This window comes from Pelagihabitans pacificus, assembly GCF_009371985.2.
Taxonomy (GTDB): domain Bacteria; phylum Bacteroidota; class Bacteroidia; order Flavobacteriales; family Flavobacteriaceae; genus Pelagihabitans; species Pelagihabitans pacificus.
The window spans coordinates 1-21,635 of record NZ_VIKU02000008.1; the positions used below are offsets into that span (position 1 = coordinate 1).

Below are 21,635 nucleotides of genomic sequence, written 5' to 3' on the forward strand. Positions count from 1 at the left end.
AACGGGGAAATGCTGCAGAACAGCAATACCTCCGATTTTGTTTTTGACATCCCTACTTCCATCAGTTATATCAGCCGGTTCATGACCTTGCTTCCTGGGGATATTATTTCTACGGGAACGCCCTTTGGGGTCGGGTTGGGGTTTGATCCCCCCAGATACTTAAAGCCGGGCGATGTGGTCGAGCTCGGGATCGATGGTCTGGGAACTTCAAGACAAGTGGCAAGAGCCTACTCCTGAAGAATGGTAAAAGATGTTTTTAAACCGGATGTTGTGGTGGTCTCCTATAATTTTACGCTGGCTAGAGCGCACTACTTATATGGAATGTTTGGAAAAGCGATAGGGTTCATATAATGCAATGAAGCCTGGATTTTTCAACTGGTTACCGGTATATCGACTTACCAAAGTTAACGAGCTCGCCATTTTGTTCAATAAAGTCTTCCACCGCTATTTTTCCTCCGGCTACTACGGTATAAACGGTTTTTCCTATTTCAGTATCGGGAGTTCCCCAGTGGACCACCAATTGATTTTCGGCCAAAACCCCTTTTAAAGGAAAGGAAATTCCCCTGGAATCGAACCATGTTCCATGAAATGAAAGACTATCCGTAACCCTATAAAAACCAATGGCTTTGAACACAATTTTTCCATTTGTGGTTTCTCTTTGGTTTTCAAATTTTAGTCGGTAAAACCGGCCATCGAGCACTTTATCCCATTGCATTTTGAATTTGGCATCCGCACCCATCAAGGTGCCTTCCCCTTCCCAGGATTTTTTGGTAGCGGTATCAAAAAATGTTTGTGAAACCCCTTGGCTTATCGTAAAAACTACGAACGCAAAAAACAGTATTCTTTTCATCTGGTTGTTTTTATTGTTTTGCATTGGTCAGATATAATTGGCCAATAATCATCTTGGCGGGTATCAAGATTCGCTATGGCTCCTTTCATAATCTGAAGTATTATATATCGATGCTTTTATCAATTATCTACATAGCCTTGGTCCCAAGTTTTTCCCTGGTCGTGGTTTCTCAAATCGATACCGAAATCGGCAACCGCCTTTAAATTCAACAACACGGATACCCAGCCGGCTTTCATCTGCTCATATTCATCATTCGAAACCCTACTGTTGGTGAGTGTTAAGTCGGTACCACCGATGGCATTTTTTTCCAATTCAAATGCCACCGATGAATGGAAGTAATCGATTTTAAAAACCTTGTCGGTTGCCCTTTCGTAGACTTTTCCGATATACTTCATGCCATTAGGAAACTCAAAAAGAATCCCGGTATCGGTTTCCGAGGACTTTTCACACCAGAACCGCTCCCTACCTTCCGCGGTATTCAAAAGCGTAAAAACATGCTTCGGGGGAGATTTCAGATGTAGCCTCCAAATGATGTGTTTCGTTGCCATTATCCGTTAAGATACAAAGTTTGTATATTGGTGGGGTAAAGTCCAAGATAATCCTAATTCGGTTAGGACGATTGTAAAAAGACGAAATTCCAATTCACGGATAAATGGATATTCGGGATAGTTTATATCGGCAAGGTGTTCAACGAACGAAACCAACTTCCATTTCATTGGTCACAATGGTGAATTAAAACGATGCCCTTTCGTGCAAGACGCTCCTCCGAATCGCGGGGCTGTAACTTTTGGCAAGTAGCAAGTGCCACCGCTATTTTGCACAAATTTCAAAAAAGAACGTTCTATGTAATTTATGTGCGTAGTGGTTTGGTTTAGGGCCTACGATGTTTTAGGAATAAACAGGAGTTTAGGTAAGCACCTTTGCGATTTTCATGGGTGATATATTCGTAGAACGCTGTAGGTAACATACCTGTTTGAGTCCTTAATTCATGAATGAAGTGTGATTGGTCGTAGTACCCGTCGGGTATGATGGCAGCTACATCCTGGCCGTTCAGAAGGTTGAACGTATGGTGCTGCATTTTAATAATTCTGCTGTATTTTTTTGCGGAGAGGCCGTAATACTGTTGAAAAAGTTGCTGGAGTCTTCTTTGGGATACATTTAAATGCGAGGACAACGCATCTATTCGTATATCACCTCCCGTCCGCAATAAGATATCCAGGGAATGCACTATCCTTTTGTCAACTATCGGTACGTCCAGTCGTTTCAAAAGAACATCGGCTACGTTGCCCAGTACCTCCGAAGAACCTAGGTCCGAGCAAATGAAGCTTTCCAATTCTTCGGCAAACGACGGGATAATATCTGCCAAACGAACAATCTGCCCGGTAAACTCCGAGGCGGGCATGGAGAAGAAATAAGGCAATGAAAAAGGCTGTAATTGAATGGTCAGTGCCCTCTTGATGAACGCCATGTCGAGGTCATAGAATGAAGCGCGTGGCCCGGCGAGATAACTTTTATAGGTAGTCGTTATGTCCTTATCGGCTATACGGAAAGGGTTGCCATCAATAACGTTGATAAATGCATATCCCACAGGAAAGGATTTTATTGAAATATCCAAAGCGCCTCCCTCTTCCACAATCCACATATGCTTGATGAATGGTCGAAGTCTATGGGTTATCTCCGCAGTTACTATTTGCATCAGGATAGAATTTTGTCCGTTCACCCGTATATCCTTCCAACATCATATGATTTGAAGGAAATGGATGGGAATGGGATGTGCATAAAATGAAACTTTTCGTTTTTTTACAAGATATAACATTCTACTTTTCCAATATTGGGGACTAAAATCAACGGCAATGATAAATGCGATACAAAATTTTCAAATACCTGTAACTGACTTCGAGAGAGCCCATAAATTTTATAGTAACATTTTGGGATATGAGTTACAAATCATGGAAACCCCAGATTACAAACTGGGCATATTTCAGTTTGATTTCAATAAGGGTGTCGGGGGATCGATCATCAAAAGCGAAGGTATGGTCCCGTCCGACAAAGGCACCATGGTTTATTTACATACAGGCGAGGACTTACAACCGGTTGCCGATAGAGTAAGGGATGCAGGCGGTCAAATCAGCATAAACAAATCGGCCTTAGGGCCAAACATGGGTTATTTCGCCATTATCGAGGACACCGAAGGGAACAAAGTTGGCTTATATTCAACGAATTAGTAATGGTTGGGGGTTTTACTGTTGTGTAACTTCAGAGAATGGGAATCGGGCAATCTTTGTCAAGCTAGGATGTGTGTCTTTTATGAGGCGGCACAAAGCCCTTTTCTCAAATATACCTTCTGATACTATAGACATTCGGAGCGGGATAAAAACGCGTTGAAGAAGGAAAACGTGTTGTAAAGGATTGTCAATAAATAGCAGGGTGGTTTCTTCAGAAAAGTAATCGCGGCAGGAGTACCTCACTGCGTTCGGTTTTCCTTTGCGGTCCCGGGTCGGCGTACCGCCCATGGAGCAGGAGTACCTCACTGCGTTCGGTTTTCCTTTGCGTTCCCAGGTCGGCGTACCGCCCATTGAGGAGGAGTACCTCACTGCGTTCGGTTTTCCTCTGCGGTCAAGGGTCGGCGTACCGCCCATGGAGGAGGAGTACCTCACTGCGTTCGGTTTTCCTTTGCGGTCCCATGTGAAAATGGGAAAGTCCATCTGCTACGCAGCTGTTTTTGTCTTGTTCCAAGAACGGGAAAGCTTTGGGCTTTCCCACTTTCCACAAAACAAAAAATCCATTACTGTCATGATGGACCTGCTGTAGCGGCCGGTCATACCGCCCATGGAGGAGGAGTACCTCACTACGTTCGGTTTTCCTTTGCGGTCCCGAGTCGGCGTACCGCCCATGAAAGGGGAGTACCTCACTGCGTTCGGTTTTCCTTTGCGGTCCCATTTGAAAATGGGAAAGTCCATCTGCTACGCAGCTGTTTTTGTTTTGTTCCAAGAACGGGAAAGCCTTGGGCTTTCCCACTTTCCACAAAACAAAAAATCCATTACTATCGTAATGGACTTTCCCGCTTTAAGTGATCGCAGCAGGATTCGAACCTGCGACCGTCTGCTTAGAAGGCAGATGCTCTATCCAGCTGAGCTATGCGACCTTATATGACCATAATCCAATATTTCAATTGATCGCGGCAGCCCTGCGACCGTATGTCGTGTTCCTAGGCTGCCTGTCCGTCGGTATCCCGCACATGCGGGAGGAGGCCGAAGCTCCGCGCTTTTTCACTTGAATTCAAGTGTCTTCAAATGAGCGGCGAAGTTAGTAAAAATTATAGATTTTTGGATAAAAAAATGAAATCGAAAGACTAGGTAGACGATTTGAAAAGAAGCTTTGGTCTTTTATCGAATAATTATTCCGTCAACATAAGGTTCCCTCTTTTGAATCTAATACAACAGCCGGTGAAGGAATGATGGGAGCAGTTTGTTTGTGAACCTCCAAGTGTCAATAAAAGGCCAATGATGAGTGCCGGGAAATGGTAATTTCGGAATTTCCAGGGGTGTTTTTAAAGGGTTGGTGCATTTCATCGAATTTTCTTTAAATTATTGTAAAAACCCTTACCTAGGTTTGTGGGCTTACATCTTAATTTCTAAATTTGATAAAGACCAAACTTTCCTTGTATCCCCCGTCTCCTGTACGGTATTTTATTAGTATGAGTTTCAAGAATTAATCCGAATCGGTGTTCGATTCGTACGTATTCTCAGTAATCAATTAATTTCTTGGTTTATCTGAGAGCTATGACCAGCCAATGAAACGATTTAGAAATTCCGACTTGATCATTCCCATCTCCATTCTAGTTCATTTGGGAATCATCAACGGCGTGTTGTATTTGTTGACCCCGGAAACCTACCTGAACGGCTCCCGCATCCTATTTTACAACCTTTCGTGGTTGTTGACTACGTATTTTACGAATTATTACCCCACCGCTCGAAAGGAAAAATTCATCACGAACATACATAAGGTATTTCAAATTTATCTCATCTTTGGCCTATCTTATTTTGCCGTTTTTGGAATTTCTGGAAGACTGTACGAGTCTTTGGAATATCAGTTTTTTGTATTGCTACTGATTTTCTTATGCCTTTTTTGGTACCGGGTACTCTTCTTTTGGATTCGTGGCAAGTATCGCAAAAGAGGGGGCAACTTTGTAAACGTTGTAGTCGTTGGGAGAGACCCCAGCTTAAAAAAAATTCGAAAGGTCTTCGATGAACCCGGACTTGGCTACCGGTACAAGGGGTATTTTGATGATCGCCCCTCCAAGAGCCCTACCTATTTGGGTCCCGTAATCGATTGCTTTAAATATATCTTGGAAAATAACGTGAACGAAATCTATTGCGTCGCCTCAAAGTTCAACTCGCCAGAGTTGAAAAATTTAATCAATTTTGCCGATAACAATCTATTGCGGTTTAAGGTGATTCTTGACAACAAGGATATTTTTTCCAGGGCCATGTCCATTGAGTCCTATGAGAAAATCCCGGTGCTTAATTTACGTAAAGTACCCTTGGATACCGAGTATGCCAGAATCATTAAACGCACTTTTGATATTGTCTTTTCCTCTTTGGTCATCGTTTTTGTGCTGTCGTGGCTCACGCCCATTTTGTTTGCACTCATCAAATTGGAATCGCCGGGAAAGCTATATTTTAAACAAAAAAGGCATGGGTTAAAGCGAAAAACCTTTTGGTGCTACAAGTTTCGTTCGATGACTACCAATACCGATGCGAATAATAAAATGGCCACAAAAAACGATGCCCGAGTTACAAAGATTGGTAAGTTTCTGCGAAAGACGAGTATCGACGAATTGCCCCAGTTCTTTAATGTGTTTATGGGCGATATGAGCGTGATTGGCCCCAGACCCCATATGGAGTTACACACTTGGAATTACGAAACCTCCGTGGACAAATATTTGGTCAGGCATTTTGTAAAACCGGGAATCACGGGATTGGCCCAAATTAAGGGGTATCGGGGGGAAATTGTCAAACCGGCCGACATCCTCAACCGAACCAGATTGGATATTTTTTATGTGGAAAAATGGAATTTGGCGTTGGATTTCTATATTTTATTCCTAACCGTATTCAATGTGGTGAGAGGCGAAGCCAAAGCCTATTAAAAGCGATTTTCAATATAGATCGGTCCCACTATCTGCCTTATCGACGCTCGATGTTGTAAATAGTGACATCAAATAGTTCAGTTTGTCCTTTAATGAAATGCGTAACAGTTTTATAGCATTCGGGCGCTCTTGCCCATAGGTGTACCCATACTTGTTACCATAGCCTAATTCGGATAACTTTACGTCGTTTAGGATGAAGAGGGCATTGGTCAGTTTCTTGTCTGCCTGCGCGTCGGCGACAAAATCCAACATCTTCTTCTTGGTATAGCCCGCTCTCACTACGTAGAGTAGTAAATCTGAATGATTGTTGATAATAAATGTATCCGCTACTAACATCGAAGGAGCCGTATCGACGATGATGTAATCGAATTTCCCTCTTATCTCATTAAATAGTTCACCAACCTTCTTTTTACGCAACAGCTCGGAAGGATTTGTAGGTATCGGACCTGAAAGCAAGAGTTTAAGATTAGGATGAAGTTTTGAATCGGTAATCAGCGATTCTAAATGTTCCTGATTGTTTTTTAAATAGTTGCTCACCCCAGGCAGCGACTTACCATCGATTGCATACTGATTCAATTGGGGATTTCTTAGGTCAAAACCGACCACCAATACACGTTCACCGCCCCTTGCCATTGTCATCGCCAAATTGATAGTGGTAAAAGTCTTCCCTTCCCCTTTAATAGTAGAGGTTACGAAGAAGCAAGCTCCTTTTCCGGTGTCGCCCGACTTATATAATTCGTGTTGAATGTTGTTGTTCAGGATTCGAAAGGCCTCCGACATACTGGAGCGATTATTGGGCTGAAAAACCTGATCATCGCTAGTGAGGTGTGGTAATTCCCCAACCAGTGGAATAGTGGGCACGACCTTACGGATATCGTTCCGATTTCTCACCTTATTATTTAATAAGGTTTTGCTATTGATGTAGAGAACGGGCAACGCCAAACCAAAAAGGAGGCTAGCGAAAAGGATGATGTTGGAGTTGGGGGAAATTTTATAAGGTAAGGTATAGGCCTGATCCACTATTTTGGCCTTTGGACCAGTAGCGGCAAGCGCCAATGAATTTTCCTCCCTTTTCTGCAACAAAAACAAATAGAGCGCTTCCTTGATGTTTTGTTGGCGTTCTATTTCCCGAAACTGCCTTTCTTGCGCCGGCACTTCCGAGATTTGGGAGCCTAGAAGACCTGCCTGTTTTTGTAAACTATTTCGCGAAATTCTTAAGTTGGTCCGGATTCGTTCAAAACTAGTGCGTAGGTTGCTTCTTAACTGGTTGATTTGGCTCTCTAAATTGACTACACGCGGATTGTTCTCTGTAGAGCCTACAAGGAGTCGATTTCGTTCAATGATCAACTGGTTGTATTCATTGATCAGTTGTTGTACTCCTGGATCGGTGATACCGATGTTCGAGGGCAATAATTCGGATTTACCGGAACCGAGAAATCGAATCATCGAAGTGACCAATTCCAATTGTGTGTTGACCTCCTGTTGTTTTATGTTATACTCACTGGCATTTTGCATGATCAATTCCGACCCCAACTGCAAATCCGCCAGACTATTTGTTTCCTTAAAACGTTCCTTACCGGACTCGACGGAATCCAACTCCTTGTTTATAATGCTCAGCCGTTCATCAATGAAAAAGGCGGTATTCTCCGCGATCAGATTCTTATCTTCGATGGCCTCCCGATTGTATTCAAAAACCACTTGATTTAAGACATCCCTGGCCTTTTGCGGTAGGGGATCTTCCATGCTCAGCATGATAAGGGTAGCATTCTCGTCGATGAGTTCTACTATTAATTGGGATTGATACTGGCTTGCGATACTTTCGATTGATTTAAATTGAATAGTGACCGGAGGGGGTGCCAGTTCTTCTTTTGAAGATTGATAATTTTCATTTTTTCGAACCGTAAATGTGGCGAACTCAAGAGTAACCGGGGTATTCAGTTCCGTTTGAAGGATGCTTTCATCTCCCAGGTTTTTAATTTGCACCTGTTGTGTACCTATGATAGTAAGTTCAAAAAAATTTTTTTCATCCCTGATTGCCTCTCTCAGTTTTTTTTCATCGAGCTGCTGTAGCTGCAACAGAAACGGACTTTGTTTGTATAATTCACGGGTTCGGAAACCTTCCATGTCATAGTAAACCACGTTCAAATCCAAAGCCCTGACGACGTTGGTCATCATTCGTTTCGACCGCAATATCCCGAGTTCATTCTCAATACTGTTGGTGCCTATCCCACCCAAAAAGCCCAAACTTGTAAAGTTATCCGTGTCTTTAGAAGAACCATTGCTTTTCTCGTCCTTGATAATGACACTAGCGACCGAGAAATAGGTCGGGGTAGCAAAACTTAAGTATATCAATGAACAAATAAGTATGAAAAGTGTTGATAAAACAAATAAGGGCCAATAGCGTAGGTACCGATCCAGTAATTCCCGAAACTCCGGTTCTTTTTGCTTTGTGGTGCTGTAGATGTCCTTTTTCCTTGCCATAAAAAAGTAAGTGCTTTTTGATTAAAACGATGCCAGTTCCATCCTATTGTCGATAATCATTGAAGGTTGTTCGGTCACTCTGTCTTAGTGTTAACAGGTTTTGGTATATGCCCAGGGTACTACATCCCTAATATCGCTTTAATTTTATAATAAATTCGGGTTTTTAAGGAATATATGGCGGTAAATTGATGAATAATTGGTTTCATCAGCATTGGTTGCAGCTGAAAATTAAATTGATGTTTTTCCGCTACGTCCAGATTGGTCGCAAATCTATTGTTGACGCTGGAAGTGTGGGTCGCTTGTTCGCCAAAACCGATATTTACGATTTTGGATACCGTCGGGTAAACCGTATAGAAATCATTTTTGAATTGGTGGTAGCACCAGCGTATCGCCCAGGAACTGATTTCGCCATTCATCTGGCTTTTCAGCATACCTGATAAGTCTGATCCCATTCGATTAAATCTTCTTTGTTCTATTGGGTTTTTGGAGAAAGACCGATAATCGGAAACATGCCAATCTACCTGCTCCCAACGATTTTTCCAGGTAGCCCATCCCCAGGAACTGGCCCTTCCCGTAAAGTAATTGTCATAGGGGTAATCATCAGGCAATTTTATGGGCATGGTATAGCCTGCGATAGAGAACACCTTTTGTTCTTTTTTGAAAGCACGTACTGCTTGGTTCATGAAGCTTAAAAAATTCGTGCTTGTAACCAGATCGTCTTCCAAAACAATGATGGAATCGTAGGTTTCCAAAATTTCCGTAACGCCTTGAATAATAGAATTGGCCAAACCCTTATTGCTTTCTGAAAATCTATACTGCATTCTTTTAAAACCTTCAATGGTCTTAATATAATCCCGAACCGCCCGTACTGCAGCTATATCTTTTTCCCTTGGACCGTCACAAAATATAAACAACTCGCTTTCATCGGCCAGGGTACATTGTCGTAGGGCTGAAATGGTTTCTTGGAGATGGTCCAATCGGTTATAGGCAAATACGGCAATGGGGCTTGTACCTGTTTGGTGCATAAGATTCGTTTTAACCCATTACCAATATTTTGGTGTGGGCTTCTCATCGATAAAAGTACGCTACCTCAATTTACGTAGCAATCGATTCTCTTGGATATCGCTGTCGCTTTTTTTTCCTGACTTCTTCCTTGATGGGAACCGATAGTACAAATAAGCAAAGGGCCCAAAAATCTTGGGAGCTATACAAAGCAGAGGAAAACATGCCATAGATTAAAAGTTGTAAAAACATAAGTACAATCCAACTGGATTTGTGTCCGTTCAGTAGTAATCTGTAACTTTTTACAAAGGCAATCATTGTCATAATTACAAAAGGAATACCTCCCAAAAGACCTGTTGTTATGAAGGCCTCTAGAAAAAAGTTATGCGGATATCCATTGCGCCCTATTCCGGATGAAATCAAATAAAAATCACCGAATAAAGGAGATTCACGAAATAGTCGTAAGGCATTTGCATAAATTTGATCTCGCCCGCTGGTCTCTTTTTTCTCCAATGCATTTACAACTCGATCGGCTAGGCCACTATCTACCGATTGGCCTATTTCAACAAGAAAATCCAAGGATAAATAAACCAGCAACCCCAAGGAAGCCGATACCAGAAGCCCCCTTAGCATACCCCATCTTGCAAACGTGTAAATGGTAGTGACAACTAAAAGCACCACGATAGGAGAACGCGAACCAGCTTTCATAATGGACAAAGCTCCTAAACAAAAAAGTAGGGAGAATATTAATTTGCTCCATTTGAAAGTCTTGTTTACCAGACCGTATAATGCTATTATGCACAACGCACAACCCATCTGCCCGTAATTAATAGTGTTGACCGTGGAATTGGCGTCAAAACGACCCTTTAGGGGGGGGGGACTCTTTTGAGCAAGAAAGAAAGCGATAATTAGGCCAATTCCCAAAGTTATTATAAAGGTGTAAAATGATTCATTCGAACAAAAATCTTTGTCATATCGGAAGGACAGGGCAATCAGTATACTTACTAAGAAGCTGAACAGATCGAAGGCGGAGCCAATGCCGATAGGGTATGACTGCATAAATATATCGATGAACATATTGATGAAATAAACAAATGCCGTAAAAACAAATAATTGTTCTAAGAGGTTGAGATTATAAACCTTTTTCTTGTAATTAAAGATGAGAAGTAAAGCCAAAGTACCTTTTACCGCCCAGTAAGGATAAATTACAAGTCGTGGGGTGATACCTATAACGTCAGGTATAAACGTGACCAGTAAAAAAACACTGAAAAAGTTTATGGAAAAATGCCATTTCTGTTTGTAAGATTTGAGCTTATCCATGTAATTTATACTTGGTCCTATGCCATACTTCACTTAAAGAAATAAAAAAAAGCGAAATCACGATGTACACAAAATTATCTTTCCTTGATTTATCAATGATTTCTTCAAGTTTAGGCCCCAATTTATTTGACAAATAATCTTCGGTGAATTTCTTGTAAATAAAATTACAATACTCATCCCTATCTTTTGAATCGGAAGAAAATAAATTCAAATAGTTGTCAACTCCATATTTCGCACTGACCTTTGCTCTGGGGGAAAAATTGGCAGCGCGAATTTTTTCATAGGTATGTTGATTTATTACTACGGGCAAGTGAGACTTGGCGCTATAGCCAAATACCATCAAATTCTTACTGGCCGCCTCTCCAAAACCTCTGCCTATACCTATAGCAACATTATAATAAGTCATTAATTTTTTGACCTCTTTTGTATATTTATTTTCGGTAATTACGAAAATGTCTTCCAAATTATCAACTTGTTGCTTAAGGATTTCATATGTTTTTTGGTCTTGTATATGACCTATTAAATGCGTTTGTACATCCAAACCTTTTTCTTTTAAGAATACATGTAGTTTTATTGCCGATAGAAAAGGCTTTAGATACGCTTCACAAATTCTGGAAACCCTCAAAATATTAAGAGTCTTTTTCGGGTATGAAATTTCGAAATCGTATATGAGCTCTTCATCTACTGAGAATTCGTCGATTCGATTGGTCAATAAAAACTTATTCCTAGTGAAGTCAACTGGATTTTTGATGTTCTCCTGACTAAAATAGATACAATTCATAAAGAATAATGGATGTATCCGGCTCGCCCCTCCCGGTAAAACTTGTATAAATAATATATTGTATTTCCAACAATAATAACGTAGTATTCGGCTTTGCAGGCTTTCTCCAAAAGAGATAATTACATCAACATTGCTACGGTCAAGCATTTCGGATGTTTTGCGAATGAAATTAGCAGTTCCCTTCACATCCTCAAGTAAGTTTTTCCCTTCCGAATCCAATATGGAACTATCCAGTTCATTATAGTGCATGATCTGTACACCATGTCCCCTCTCGTAAAGTTGGCTATAATAGGTCAAAAGACTTCGATAGTGTCCCCCATTTCCACTATTCCGTCCTTTTACTGTTGAGATAAAAAATATGACTTTCATTACTGCTTTCAGTGATTTTATTTATTGATGATTTTCCGAAAAGTAAGTCTAAAAAAATACAGTTTCCAATTGACGTGCATAGTTTTGATCCAAACAGGTAGTTCCCAGTATCAAATTATATTTATTTAGCTATGAAAAGCATAACTGAAAACGGTATAATCTTAATTTGTTAATTTTTTTAAGATAGTAAAAACTATATCGAAATCGGTTTTCTTGAGGTGCCAAACCTCCTTGAAAGAGATTTCGACTTCTTTCAGATAAAAAAATAAAAATAATAGACTTGCAATACTATAACTGATAGTGGATGATAGGGCGGCACCGTTTGCCCCATCCTTAGGAATTAAAACTATGTTTAAGACTATATTGATTAATAACGCAGGAATCATTGCTTTTGCTGCTATCCAAGGTTTTCCTTTTCCGGCCAAATCCATATTTAACACTTTAAATATAATCATCAAAACCACCCCTGGTAGCAGTAACCTTAAAACCGTTGTACTTCCTGTAAAATCATCGCCGAACATTAATATGACTATGAAAGAAGCCATAAAGAATAAGACAACAGATAAAATACCGACAATTACAAAAGAAAACCGCAATAACTTCAATACCTTAAAGGAAAAATCTTTTCCATTTTTCGCTATTGCACTCCTAGCAAAAACTATCGTACTTAAAAGCATAGGTATTTGCCATAAATATTCTACTATTTTGACCCCTTTCCCATAGATACCTATCTCATATGCTGAAGAAAGTTTGTCTAATAAAATTACATCTATTTTATAGTTTAAACTTATGGTTAAAAGAGCGATGGCATAGACAAGACCAAGAGATAACATTGACTTGATTATTTTTATTTCAGGCCAAGAATTAAAATACCTAATAATATTGTCTTTTCTAATTAGGACAAGGGTAATTGAAATATTTCCTATCAATACAGCAATCAAGACCCCTGTGACTTTTAGATTAAAGACTAATAACAGAATAGTGTTTGACACAAACGTTACAAATACCGGGATCCAGTTAATTCTATTAAAATTACTTATCTTATTTTGACCCAGATAGATGCCGGAATTATAAGTATTATATAGGGAAAAGGGTAAGGGAGCAACGGCTAAAAGGCTCCAGGTAGTATTCTGACCATTACTGCTAAATTTATAAATGAGGAAAAAGCAAGCTAAAAAACTTATGACAGAGGTGAATAACCAGATAAAAACTATGGCCTTTTTTATATCTTCCAATAAGTACTTTTCTTTGCCGACGAAGAATGTGGTGGCCTGCCTTATTCCTAAAGATCCTATTGTCATAAATAAGGAAGTATAAACTGTGAAGGAATCAATAATTCCGTTTGTAGCAGGCCCAAGTAATCTAGCAACCAATACAGAATTTAGTAAACCGAAAACAACAATAATAACTTTGCTGAAACCTACACTTGCGACATCCTTGTTAAATGAATTCATATGATTCTTTGTTCAACCTCGAGACTGACGCCATATTCTTGAAAAACCTTTTTTTTGATTATTGTAATTAAATCCAAAATATTTTGTCCTGATGCATCATTGATGTTAACGATAAAACCAGCATGTTTGGTTGAAACTTGTGCTCCTCCAATCGTTAATCCTTTAAGACCTAAGTTCTCAATCATGGTGCCAACATAATAGCCCTTGGGTCTTTTAAAAACACTTCCAGCATTTGGATACTCTTTTGGTTGTTTTTCCCACCTTGCTTTTTTAATTCCCTCCATTTTTTCCCTAATCAACTCAGGTTTTTCATGTTTGAGCTCCAATAAAACCCTTAGGATAACTGTATTGATATTTCGCTGAAAAAAACTATTACGATAGTCAAACTCGATTTCTTGACATGAGATTTCTTTAACCCTTAGAGTCGCTAAATCCAAATATCTAACACTTATTAACACATCTTTTATTTCTTCACCGCTGGCACCCGCATTCATAACGATTGCCCCCCCCAAAGAACTTGGAATATCATAAAAAATCTCGAGTCCTGTAAGTCCCTGATTGTAAGCATATTCACTCAAAGCTTTCATATTGATGCCCGCTTCGGCTTCAATTCGATTATCGCCATGTTTATGGATGTTAGCGTAGGAGTCACCGAATATAATGAAGGTTTCATGGTAATAAGATTGTGAGAAAATAATATTATAACCACCACCCAAGATTATCTTTTTAGTGTTTTTCTCAGTTTTATATATACTTATTATATCAGCTTCCGATTCTGGAAAATAGGCCTTTTTACATGCAGATTTTATTTTATAACTGTTGTAATGAGTCAAATCGAAGTTTGAGAAGACTTTCATACGCTTATATTATTTTAGCTGGGATACCAACGGCTATTCTGTTCGGAGGTACATTTTTTAGCACAACCGCGTTAGCCCCAATTGTGGCGTTATCCCCTATTATTACATCTCCTATAATCTTTGCCCCCGCATAGATCTTTACATTGTTCCCAATTTTAGGATATTTGCGTTCAGAACCTATTTTGCCGTGACTTCCCAAAGTAACCTGTTGCCATATCTGAACATTGTCACCAATGCATACATCATCACCGATAACAATGCCTAAAGGATGCATAAACTTGATTTCATGCCCGATTTGTGCAAAAAAGGAAATATGACAACCTCGTTTAATAATTTGTTTGCGCTTATAAAACTCAGGCAATATTTTTACCTGCTTTTCGATTAAAAATCTACCTAATCTATAGTTCAGAAGCAATCTGAATCTGGTATCAAAAAAATAAATCCTTAATACGGTCAAAAAACATGTAGCCCCATGACATTTTAAATCGGATTTGATTTTTGACTTAAGACTTTTCAGACTCATTTTTTTAGACAATTAAAGCACTCAATTTTTCATCTAAATTTTCATATCCTCTTTGAATCTGCCAGGCGTCTTCAATTATTGTTTCTCCCTCAGCAACCAGACCAGCCAGCAATAGAGCTATTCCAGCTCTTAAATCTAGTGCCCTCACATTTGTCCCTTTGAGGTTATGACCGCCCTGAATGGCAAGCAAATCGCCTTCAATTTGAAATCTCATGCCCATTTTCGCTAGTTGATGCGCATAGCCGTATCTTCCCGGGAATCTCAAATCGATAATTTTTGACTCGCCTTTAGAAATTGCACCATAAACTGCAAATAATGGCTGCATGTCGGAGTTGATTCCTGGATACGGTCCAGTACTAATATCTACCGGATAAGGAGATCCTCCAGTAACTATTAGACTTTTTGTGCCTTTGTAATAATTCATTCCGCTTTCCCTGAGGTAGACTAATGGGATTTCTAAATGGCTAAAAGGAAAATCCAAAATTTCTACATTGCCATTTGTAATTACTGAACCGATAGCCCAAGTAAGAGCTTCCATATTATCCGGTATTACCGTATGATCGGTTCCTTTCAGTCTTTCGACCCCCTTGATTACTATGCATTTTTGACCATAAACACTAATCTTTGCTCCCATTTTATTAAGCATGGCAATCAGGTCCATAATTTCTGGGCGGATATGAGGATTCCAAAGGGTAGTCGTTCCAGAAGCTAAGACTCCACATAAAATGGTATTTTCTGTAGCGCCTGTTGACCTAATTGGCAGGTTAATGTCTTTGCCTTTAAGCCGACCATCTTCAACCTTTGTGCAAAGATAATTGTCCTCCTCCCAAACCTTTGCCCCAAGTTGCTCAAGCATCATTACATGAAGATCATATTTTCTATCACCTAGTTTGCAGCCACCAGGTAAAGGAACTTTCCCCTCACCAAATCTGGTTGTCAGAGCACCTAGTATCAACAAAGTGTTCCTGATAGATCTTCCTTTCCAGTCCAGAATAGTGCTGACATTGCCATCGTCTTCAGAAATGATAACTTTGTCTTTACCAGTTTGGCATATTTTTCCCAAATTTCGCAACATGTCGAGATGAATATGAATATCCAATAATTCATTTGGGAAATTACCAATATGAATTACCTCATCTGTAAGAATAGAGGCTGCTAGAAGCCTTAATGAACTATTTTTCGCTCCACTTATTTTAACCTGTCCTTCTAATCTGCCAGGTGTTACTTTTCTAATGTTATTTTTCATAGTTTAAAATTTAAGTTTGGTTGTAAATAACTCTAATTTACTTTTCAAAAGAAATAACTCTTTTTTTTAATCAAATTGCAGAAAAGTTTCATGTTTAGCACAAACGATATCTATTACTTTCCATTCTACTTACTTTTTGTAGGTATAATTATTGATTAAATTTTGCAATCTCAAATAATTAAAGGTTTAGCGACTCTTTTTGGTTATTTACGCTCAGTATAATTTTGAATTCATAATTACAATTTCATAAGAGACCGAATTAGATGATATGGGGTTCAGTGAAAATTTGTTCTGTGGTCTGCAGGACAAAGAATATACGTGCAAACTTATATTAATGTCTTATTGTTATCCTTAAATTTTGATTTTTTTCGATAAAAATAGTCTTAGTGCAATCAATAATTCGAAAGTATGCAAGGTAATGAAGGAAGAGCGTCTAACTTAGTTTTTATATTGAATGGCGGGCTTAAGAACCAAAAACTAAATATTCTTGTTAACTATACATCCAATATACCATACATCGATCTTTATCTTGTCGGCACAAGATTTATTTATATCTTTCCCCTCCATTCTGACCTGCACATGACTATTTAAAAGGAAAGAAATGGAAATCAATAAAATAGGGCTCTACTGTGTTTTCTTTACCCTAAATCTAGCAGTGGCCCAAGTAAAAATCGGTGACAACCCCGAGACCATCGATGCAGCATCCATTTTAGAATTGGAAAGCAGTAACGGGGTGCTTGTGTTGAGTCGGCTTACGGAGGCCCAAATGCAGAGTTTAGTGCCACTGGAGGGGGCTATCGTATACAATACTACTTCCCAATGCGTTTTTTATTACAACAGCGGCCAGTGGAACAATTTATGCAATTCGAGCGGCAACGGTGTATCTTTCGTCGATAATGGGAATGGCACGTTTACCATCGATGTAGGGAACGGTCCCATAACCTTTAACGGTGCCCCGGAAACCACTTCTACCTTGGTCGATAATTCCAATGGTACTTATACGTACACCAATGAAATTGGGGAAGAAACATTGATATCCGAGGGAGGCCCTGGCGGGACCACCATCACAGATAATGGCGATGGCACCTACACCGTAGATGACGGGGTGAATTCTCCGTTTACTTTCAACGGTGCGCTGGAGACGGTTTCGACCCTTATCGATAATTCAGATGGTACCTACACCTATACCAACGAGGAAGGGGGCGAGACCATAATTTCTACCGGCGGCCCCGGCGGAACATCTATCACGGATAATGGGGATGGCACCTACACTGTTGATGACGGGGTAAATCCTCCTTTTACTTTTGACGGTGCCCCGGAAACACTTACCTCCATCACCGACAACGATGATGGTTCGTACACCTACAGGGCCGAGGATGGTTTGGAGACCTTGATTACCACTGGCATTCTGGGAGGGGATCACATCGGTACCGCTGGATCGGTATTTTTTGCCAATAGCTCAACGGGAGCTCCTTTCGAAGCCAACGACGATTTTTTTTGGGACAACACCAACAAAAGATTGGGCATAGGTACCAATACCCCTACCAACGAACTGGAGGTCGATGGAATTATAAAATCGGGCAGAATCAGCAATTCGGTTGGGACGGCCGATTTCCCCTCCTATCATTTTACGACCAATTTCAACTCCGGTATGTTTTCACCTGCCAGTGGTGCCATGGCGTTGGCCTCCGAAGGTCAAGAGGTGGTGCGCGTAACCGGCGGTAATCGAGTCGGTATTATGGTCACCAACCCGCAAGCTACCCTTCATGTTGGGGGAAATCTTATTGTGGATGGGACGATTACTTACGGGGGAGGGGGCACCGTTCTCAGTAAATCGCCAACGGACACCAAAGGTATCAGACGACTTTCGACGCCTGAAGTAGTACTGTCCAAGAGTGATGATACGGTGATTCTCGAGGGAACAGTGACCCAAATAGTCTTACCACCTCCAGGACCAAGCAATACGGGACACGTATATATCATCAAGGACTTGGGAGGGGTGCCCACTACTTCGAACATCCCCTATGTCAGTGGGGATGGGGAGTCCAGTACGACAATAAAAAAGGGTGTCCTTTGGCTTCAAAGCGATGGGACCGATTGGCAACAAATCAATTAAACCTGCAGTGTGGGTGCTGTTAATGCCGAACAAAATGTTCGTGCAAACCTTCTTTTCAAAAACGACAAATCGGGGGGGTATTCATTCCAAAGAATAGTAGTATATTTAAATTGGATGTCGCGACATTGAGTTGTTGTTTCCAGACAAGATGTTACTTTCCGTGGATGTGTATGGATAAAAGTTCAATTAAGGTTGTGATTGTCGATCTCTCGGTAAAGACTGGCAGTCCGGCCGGTAGTTGTGTCCTATCGCAAATGATCGGCCTAAGCACCCTCTACAATATTCATCTGTTTACTTCGGAGATAGGTTCCAAAATACCGGAAAATATAACCACTCACCTTATTCGAACGTTAAAATTTCCGTTACTGTTCAGATACATTCATTTTTCGCTAAAAGTAAGATATAGACTGCGACGTTTTTTAAGGAGTCAGGATGTTCCATGCATCGTTCAGTCGACGGCGGGCCAATATGCCGACAGCGATATTTTGTACCTGCATTTTTGCCACAAAGCCTACCTCAAAAAATATTGGGGAACCAATACATTGAGTGGGCCATTGCGATATCTGAGAAAATTAAACCATATTTATAATGCCCGAAGCGAGGCGAAGGCAATAAAACAGGTCAAGAGTATTGTTGTCCCTTCTAAAGGATTGGCTCAGGAGCTTATTGGCTTCTATCCAAGTATTACCAAAAAAATAGAAATAATTGGAAATCCCGTTGATATCGATTTCTATCGTAAGCCTGACAATTTTGAGGAGCAAACCGTACGAAGGCTTTGGGGATTTGACGCTCACGATATCGTCATTGTTTTTATGGCCTTGGGGGATTTTGAACGTAAAGGACTGCCCATATTAATGGATAGCTTGAGGGCGGAACCCATTTTAAATGCACCAATTAAAGTATTGGTAATAGGCGGTAATCCGATGGAAATAAATAAATATCGAAAAAGGGCGAAGGCGATGGCTATTGAAAAAAAGATGATATTCGCGGGCTTTCAACAAGACATACGATCGTTGTTGTGGGTCAGTGACCTCTTCTCCTTGCCTTCGTTGTACGAAACGTTCTCTCTGGCTTCGTTGCAGGCCGCCGCTGCTGGTCTCCCCTTACTCGTAAGCGATCTATATGGCGTACAGGACTACCTACGACCAGGAGAGAATGGATGGCTAGTCGAACGGGATGCCAAAGCTGTCGCAATGGTTTTGGCTGACATAGTAGACCAAAAATATGACCTGATCGGTATGGGAGCCTCGGCTCGATCTTCGGTTTTGGATTATGACAACAAAGTTTTTAGGGAAAAATGGAATGCGTTTTACGGGAAATTCGTAGAGAAAGATAAAGTACCGATAGCAGGTCTCAAGGAAGGGGTTGAACCATCGGGCGATGACCCATTGGTAAATTAGGCAACCACAAATTGGTCCATGAGCATGTAATCGATCATCGGTGTTGCGCGCATCTAGAAACGCACCAAGCATTTATACGATATTCAACATGAAGGTGAAGTCTAAAGTCTTGCTCATACTACATATTCCACCACCAGTGAACGGTGCTGCAATGGTGGGCAAATATATTATGGATAGCCAATCTATCAACGAAACGTTTGATGCCGATTACATCAACCTTACAACATCTTTTGACTTGGGCAGTATAGGAAAAGGGAGTATAGGGAAGATATTTACAACCATGAAAGTGATACTACGTACTGCCAAAGCTCTGTTAAAAACCAACTACGATCTCTGTTACGTAACCCTAACTGCCAAAGGGGCTGGGTTTTATAAAGATTTTCTTATCGTTTGTCTTCTAAAACTATTTCGAAAAAAAATTATCTTTCATTTTCACAACAAGGGTATAAAGGAAAGCAAGTCCAATTTTATAAAAAACGGGCTTTACCGTTTAACATTCGAAAATACCCAATCGATACTGCTGGCACCACAATTATATTCCGATGTGTCTGACTATGTACATAAAGAAAACGTGTACTTCTGTCCTAACGGGATACCGGATATCGAACAGGATAGCCCTTCCAGCAGTCGGGACATTACAGGCGACCCCGTTTGTAGGTTTCTATTTCTATCAAATATGATGAGACAAAAGGGTGTCTTCGTTCTTTTGGAAGCGTGCGCTTTACTCGATGGAATGGGCTTGCCTTTTGAATGCCATTTTGTAGGGGCTTGGTCCGATATTTCGGAGACTGAATTCAATCGGGCAGTTTCGGAAAAAGGTCTGAAGGGAAAGGTTATTGCCCACGGTCCAAAATACGGAGGGGAAAAAATCCGATTCTTTAAGGAGTCCGATGTTTTTGTCTTCCCTACATTCTATCATAACGAAGCTTTCCCACTTGTCAATTTGGAGGCGATGCAGCAAGGCCTCCCTATCATTTCGACTCCGGAGGGTGGTATCCCCGAGATGATCTTGGATGGCCAAACGGGATTTCTTACCAATCAGGGCAACGTTAGTGAACTTGCCGAAAAAATGATATTCCTTATCAATAGTCCTGGGTCTAGGGTTGCCATGGGAATGGCAGGTAGAAGGTTATACGAAAAGTGTTTTACCCTTTCGAACTTCGAGCACAACATGAAAACGATTCTTGTAAAAGCGATGATAGTAGAGCCTACCTGAAGCCATTATCCTGTAGGCCGTAGTAGTCTGGTATTTACCAGCGACACTTCTTCATAGTTATCCGAAACCGCAAATATTTCGAATCCGCGGTGTTTTAGAAGCGAGATGGCGTCCTTTGATTTTCGCACACCGTTTTTAACAAATCGATCATGAAACTCGATCAAGATTTGGGTAATCGATACATCCGAATTCATAATATTATTGATCACCTCGTATTCCGCTCCTTCAATATCCATCTTCAACACATCGATATGCGTGTGTCCCAGTTCCGACATGATATCTCCTAGCGATTTCATTGGTACCTGTACCTTCTCGTTCTTGTTTACATTATCTTGATCAACTAGGCTTCCCGAAACGAAATTTGGATTTTTGGGTAAATAAAAGTCTACCAATCCGCTTTGGGCGGCGATACCATATTCAAAGTACCTATAGTTTGGCGGTAATTGCTGCGACTTAAGCCAATTGATCGATTTTGGTGTTGGATCAAAAGCAAATACATGGCTTTGATGATTAGCAATAATGGCCCTGTCAAAGGAAATGTTCTCACCAATTCCGAAAGAATAAACGATGGCATTCCGTTGAAGGATAGTGGGGTTCACGAAAAACCCTGCATGGCGATCACCATACCAAATATGGTCACAGGTTACGCCTCTTTTGAGGTGGCTAGTTCTGCCGGTATACCGTAAAAAGGAACTTTTCAATTTGCGTTTAAGAGAATTGGCCACTGTACAGTTTTAATTTAAAGGTAGGTATTTTTCAAAATATTTCTCAAATTTCAGCCGTTTTTAAAAGTCCTGATTTCTCTTAGAACTTATGGCTTACTTTCTATTTGGTAGATAGCTTATGGCCCACAAAGAGTCATCGGAAGGTG

General features: G+C 40.5%; 19 protein-coding genes, 1 tRNA gene and 1 pseudogene. 7 read left to right on the forward strand and 14 right to left on the reverse strand.

The annotated features are described in order from the left end of the window. The coding region (locus FK220_RS18595) for a fumarylacetoacetate hydrolase family protein (protein WP_166204991.1) at nucleotides 1–237 on the forward strand (237 nt) is incomplete at its 5' end. Between the two features lie 142 nt (nucleotides 238–379). Here the strand turns inward: FK220_RS18595 and FK220_RS18600 are convergent. The 3 genes from FK220_RS18600 to FK220_RS18610 all read right to left on the reverse strand — a co-directional run bounded on the left by FK220_RS18600 (nucleotide 380) and on the right by FK220_RS18610 (nucleotide 2,546). Further along, nucleotides 380–850, reverse strand: a complete 471-nt coding sequence (locus FK220_RS18600; RefSeq protein ID WP_152575875.1) for a hypothetical protein — start codon at nucleotides 848–850, stop codon at nucleotides 380–382. Nucleotides 851–969: 119 nt separating this feature from the next. Continuing rightward, nucleotides 970–1,398, reverse strand: a complete 429-nt coding sequence (locus tag FK220_RS18605) for an SRPBCC family protein (RefSeq protein ID WP_152575876.1) — start codon at nucleotides 1,396–1,398, stop codon at nucleotides 970–972. A gap of 323 nt (nucleotides 1,399–1,721) precedes the next feature. Continuing rightward, the gene (locus tag FK220_RS18610) at nucleotides 1,722–2,546 is read right to left on the reverse strand and encodes a helix-turn-helix domain-containing protein (protein WP_152575877.1); all 825 of its coding nucleotides are present in this window, start codon (nucleotides 2,544–2,546) and stop codon (nucleotides 1,722–1,724) included. Between the two features lie 157 nt (nucleotides 2,547–2,703). Here FK220_RS18610 and FK220_RS18615 point away from each other — a divergent pair, with 157 nt between their 5' ends. Beyond that, complete coding sequence (locus FK220_RS18615) at nucleotides 2,704–3,075, forward strand: VOC family protein (RefSeq protein ID WP_152575878.1); 372 nt, start codon at nucleotides 2,704–2,706, stop codon at nucleotides 3,073–3,075. A 286-nt stretch (nucleotides 3,076–3,361) separates the two neighbouring features. Further along, the gene (locus FK220_RS18620) at nucleotides 3,362–3,661 is read left to right on the forward strand and encodes a hypothetical protein (protein ID WP_152575879.1); all 300 of its coding nucleotides are present in this window, start codon (nucleotides 3,362–3,364) and stop codon (nucleotides 3,659–3,661) included. A gap of 260 nt (nucleotides 3,662–3,921) precedes the next feature. On the opposite strand, the gene FK220_RS18625 is transcribed toward FK220_RS18620, so the two are convergent. After that, a tRNA-Arg gene (locus FK220_RS18625) sits at nucleotides 3,922–3,995 on the reverse strand. Between the two features lie 648 nt (nucleotides 3,996–4,643). Here FK220_RS18625 and FK220_RS18630 point away from each other — a divergent pair. Beyond that, nucleotides 4,644–5,999, forward strand: a complete 1,356-nt coding sequence (locus FK220_RS18630; RefSeq protein ID WP_152575880.1) for an exopolysaccharide biosynthesis polyprenyl glycosylphosphotransferase — start codon at nucleotides 4,644–4,646, stop codon at nucleotides 5,997–5,999. Nucleotides 6,000–6,008: 9 nt separating this feature from the next. Here FK220_RS18630 and FK220_RS20310 read toward each other — a convergent pair whose 3' ends face one another. From FK220_RS20310 to FK220_RS18670, 9 genes and pseudogenes are all read right to left on the reverse strand, one after another. Beyond that, a complete protein-coding gene (locus FK220_RS20310; RefSeq protein ID WP_394352438.1) occupies nucleotides 6,009–6,779 on the reverse strand; it encodes a tyrosine-protein kinase family protein in 771 nt (256 codons plus the stop codon). Nucleotides 6,780–8,162: 1,383 nt separating this feature from the next. Beyond that, a pseudogene (locus FK220_RS20315) lies at nucleotides 8,163–8,480 on the reverse strand (Wzz/FepE/Etk N-terminal domain-containing protein); the annotation flags it as partial. Nucleotides 8,481–8,599: 119 nt separating this feature from the next. Next, entirely contained in the window at nucleotides 8,600–9,505 is a 906-nt protein-coding gene (locus FK220_RS18640; RefSeq protein ID WP_152575882.1) for a glycosyltransferase, read from the reverse strand. Between the two features lie 70 nt (nucleotides 9,506–9,575). Then, entirely contained in the window at nucleotides 9,576–10,835 is a 1,260-nt protein-coding gene (locus tag FK220_RS20270) for an O-antigen ligase family protein (protein ID WP_152575883.1), read from the reverse strand. Continuing rightward, the gene (locus tag FK220_RS18650; RefSeq protein ID WP_152575884.1) at nucleotides 10,795–11,952 is read right to left on the reverse strand and encodes a hypothetical protein; all 1,158 of its coding nucleotides are present in this window, start codon (nucleotides 11,950–11,952) and stop codon (nucleotides 10,795–10,797) included. Before FK220_RS18650 ends, FK220_RS20270 begins: the two co-directional genes overlap by 41 nt. A gap of 161 nt (nucleotides 11,953–12,113) precedes the next feature. Beyond that, the gene (locus tag FK220_RS18655; RefSeq protein ID WP_152575885.1) at nucleotides 12,114–13,406 is read right to left on the reverse strand and encodes a flippase; all 1,293 of its coding nucleotides are present in this window, start codon (nucleotides 13,404–13,406) and stop codon (nucleotides 12,114–12,116) included. Then, nucleotides 13,403–14,263, reverse strand: a complete 861-nt coding sequence (gene murB, locus FK220_RS18660; RefSeq protein ID WP_152575886.1) for a UDP-N-acetylmuramate dehydrogenase — start codon at nucleotides 14,261–14,263, stop codon at nucleotides 13,403–13,405. The genes FK220_RS18655 and murB overlap by 4 nt, the downstream gene beginning before the upstream one ends. Nucleotides 14,264–14,267: 4 nt before the next feature. After that, the gene (locus tag FK220_RS18665) at nucleotides 14,268–14,786 is read right to left on the reverse strand and encodes a serine O-acetyltransferase (RefSeq protein WP_152575887.1); all 519 of its coding nucleotides are present in this window, start codon (nucleotides 14,784–14,786) and stop codon (nucleotides 14,268–14,270) included. A 4-nt stretch (nucleotides 14,787–14,790) separates the two neighbouring features. Beyond that, the gene (locus tag FK220_RS18670; protein ID WP_152575888.1) at nucleotides 14,791–16,032 is read right to left on the reverse strand and encodes a UDP-N-acetylglucosamine 1-carboxyvinyltransferase; all 1,242 of its coding nucleotides are present in this window, start codon (nucleotides 16,030–16,032) and stop codon (nucleotides 14,791–14,793) included. A gap of 601 nt (nucleotides 16,033–16,633) precedes the next feature. Here FK220_RS18670 and FK220_RS18675 point away from each other — a divergent pair. The 3 genes from FK220_RS18675 to FK220_RS18685 all read left to right on the forward strand — a co-directional run bounded on the left by FK220_RS18675 (nucleotide 16,634) and on the right by FK220_RS18685 (nucleotide 20,764). Further along, a complete protein-coding gene (locus FK220_RS18675) occupies nucleotides 16,634–18,148 on the forward strand; it encodes a hypothetical protein (protein WP_152575889.1) in 1,515 nt (504 codons plus the stop codon). Between the two features lie 170 nt (nucleotides 18,149–18,318). Further along, nucleotides 18,319–19,548 carry a glycosyltransferase family 4 protein gene (locus tag FK220_RS18680; protein WP_166204993.1) on the forward strand — a complete coding sequence of 410 codons (1,230 nt, stop codon included), beginning with the start codon at nucleotides 18,319–18,321 and terminating at the stop codon, nucleotides 19,546–19,548. Between the two features lie 88 nt (nucleotides 19,549–19,636). Then, the gene (locus FK220_RS18685; protein WP_238719115.1) at nucleotides 19,637–20,764 is read left to right on the forward strand and encodes a glycosyltransferase; all 1,128 of its coding nucleotides are present in this window, start codon (nucleotides 19,637–19,639) and stop codon (nucleotides 20,762–20,764) included. A gap of 5 nt (nucleotides 20,765–20,769) precedes the next feature. On the opposite strand, the gene FK220_RS18690 is transcribed toward FK220_RS18685, so the two are convergent. Next, nucleotides 20,770–21,489 (reverse strand): FkbM family methyltransferase, encoded by a 720-nt coding sequence (locus FK220_RS18690; RefSeq protein ID WP_152575891.1) that lies wholly within the window; start codon nucleotides 21,487–21,489, stop codon nucleotides 20,770–20,772. Nucleotides 21,490–21,635: the final 146 nt, after the last annotated feature.

Excerpts from the sequence above, each read along its gene's own strand:
- FK220_RS18600 (WP_152575875.1), bottom strand. The coding sequence starts at position 850 with ATGAAAAGAATACTGTTTTTTGCGTTCGTAGTTTTTACGATAAGCCAA.
- FK220_RS18605 (WP_152575876.1), bottom strand. The coding sequence starts at position 1,398 with ATGGCAACGAAACACATCATTTGGAGGCTACATCTGAAATCTCCCCCG.
- FK220_RS18610 (WP_152575877.1), bottom strand. The coding sequence starts at position 2,546 with ATGCAAATAGTAACTGCGGAGATAACCCATAGACTTCGACCATTCATC.
- FK220_RS18615 (WP_152575878.1), top strand. The coding sequence starts at position 2,704 with ATGATAAATGCGATACAAAATTTTCAAATACCTGTAACTGACTTCGAG.
- FK220_RS18620 (WP_152575879.1), top strand. The coding sequence starts at position 3,362 with ATGGAGCAGGAGTACCTCACTGCGTTCGGTTTTCCTTTGCGTTCCCAG.
- FK220_RS18630 (WP_152575880.1), top strand. The coding sequence starts at position 4,644 with ATGAAACGATTTAGAAATTCCGACTTGATCATTCCCATCTCCATTCTA.
- FK220_RS20310 (WP_394352438.1), bottom strand. The coding sequence starts at position 6,779 with ATGTCGGAGGCCTTTCGAATCCTGAACAACAACATTCAACACGAATTA.
- FK220_RS18640 (WP_152575882.1), bottom strand. The coding sequence starts at position 9,505 with ATGCACCAAACAGGTACAAGCCCCATTGCCGTATTTGCCTATAACCGA.
- FK220_RS18650 (WP_152575884.1), bottom strand. The coding sequence starts at position 11,952 with ATGAAAGTCATATTTTTTATCTCAACAGTAAAAGGACGGAATAGTGGA.
- FK220_RS18655 (WP_152575885.1), bottom strand. The coding sequence starts at position 13,406 with ATGAATTCATTTAACAAGGATGTCGCAAGTGTAGGTTTCAGCAAAGTT.
- murB (WP_152575886.1), bottom strand. The coding sequence starts at position 14,263 with ATGAAAGTCTTCTCAAACTTCGATTTGACTCATTACAACAGTTATAAA.
- FK220_RS18665 (WP_152575887.1), bottom strand. The coding sequence starts at position 14,786 with ATGAGTCTGAAAAGTCTTAAGTCAAAAATCAAATCCGATTTAAAATGT.
- FK220_RS18670 (WP_152575888.1), bottom strand. The coding sequence starts at position 16,032 with ATGAAAAATAACATTAGAAAAGTAACACCTGGCAGATTAGAAGGACAG.
- FK220_RS18675 (WP_152575889.1), top strand. The coding sequence starts at position 16,634 with ATGGAAATCAATAAAATAGGGCTCTACTGTGTTTTCTTTACCCTAAAT.
- FK220_RS18680 (WP_166204993.1), top strand. The coding sequence starts at position 18,319 with ATGGATAAAAGTTCAATTAAGGTTGTGATTGTCGATCTCTCGGTAAAG.
- FK220_RS18685 (WP_238719115.1), top strand. The coding sequence starts at position 19,637 with ATGAAGGTGAAGTCTAAAGTCTTGCTCATACTACATATTCCACCACCA.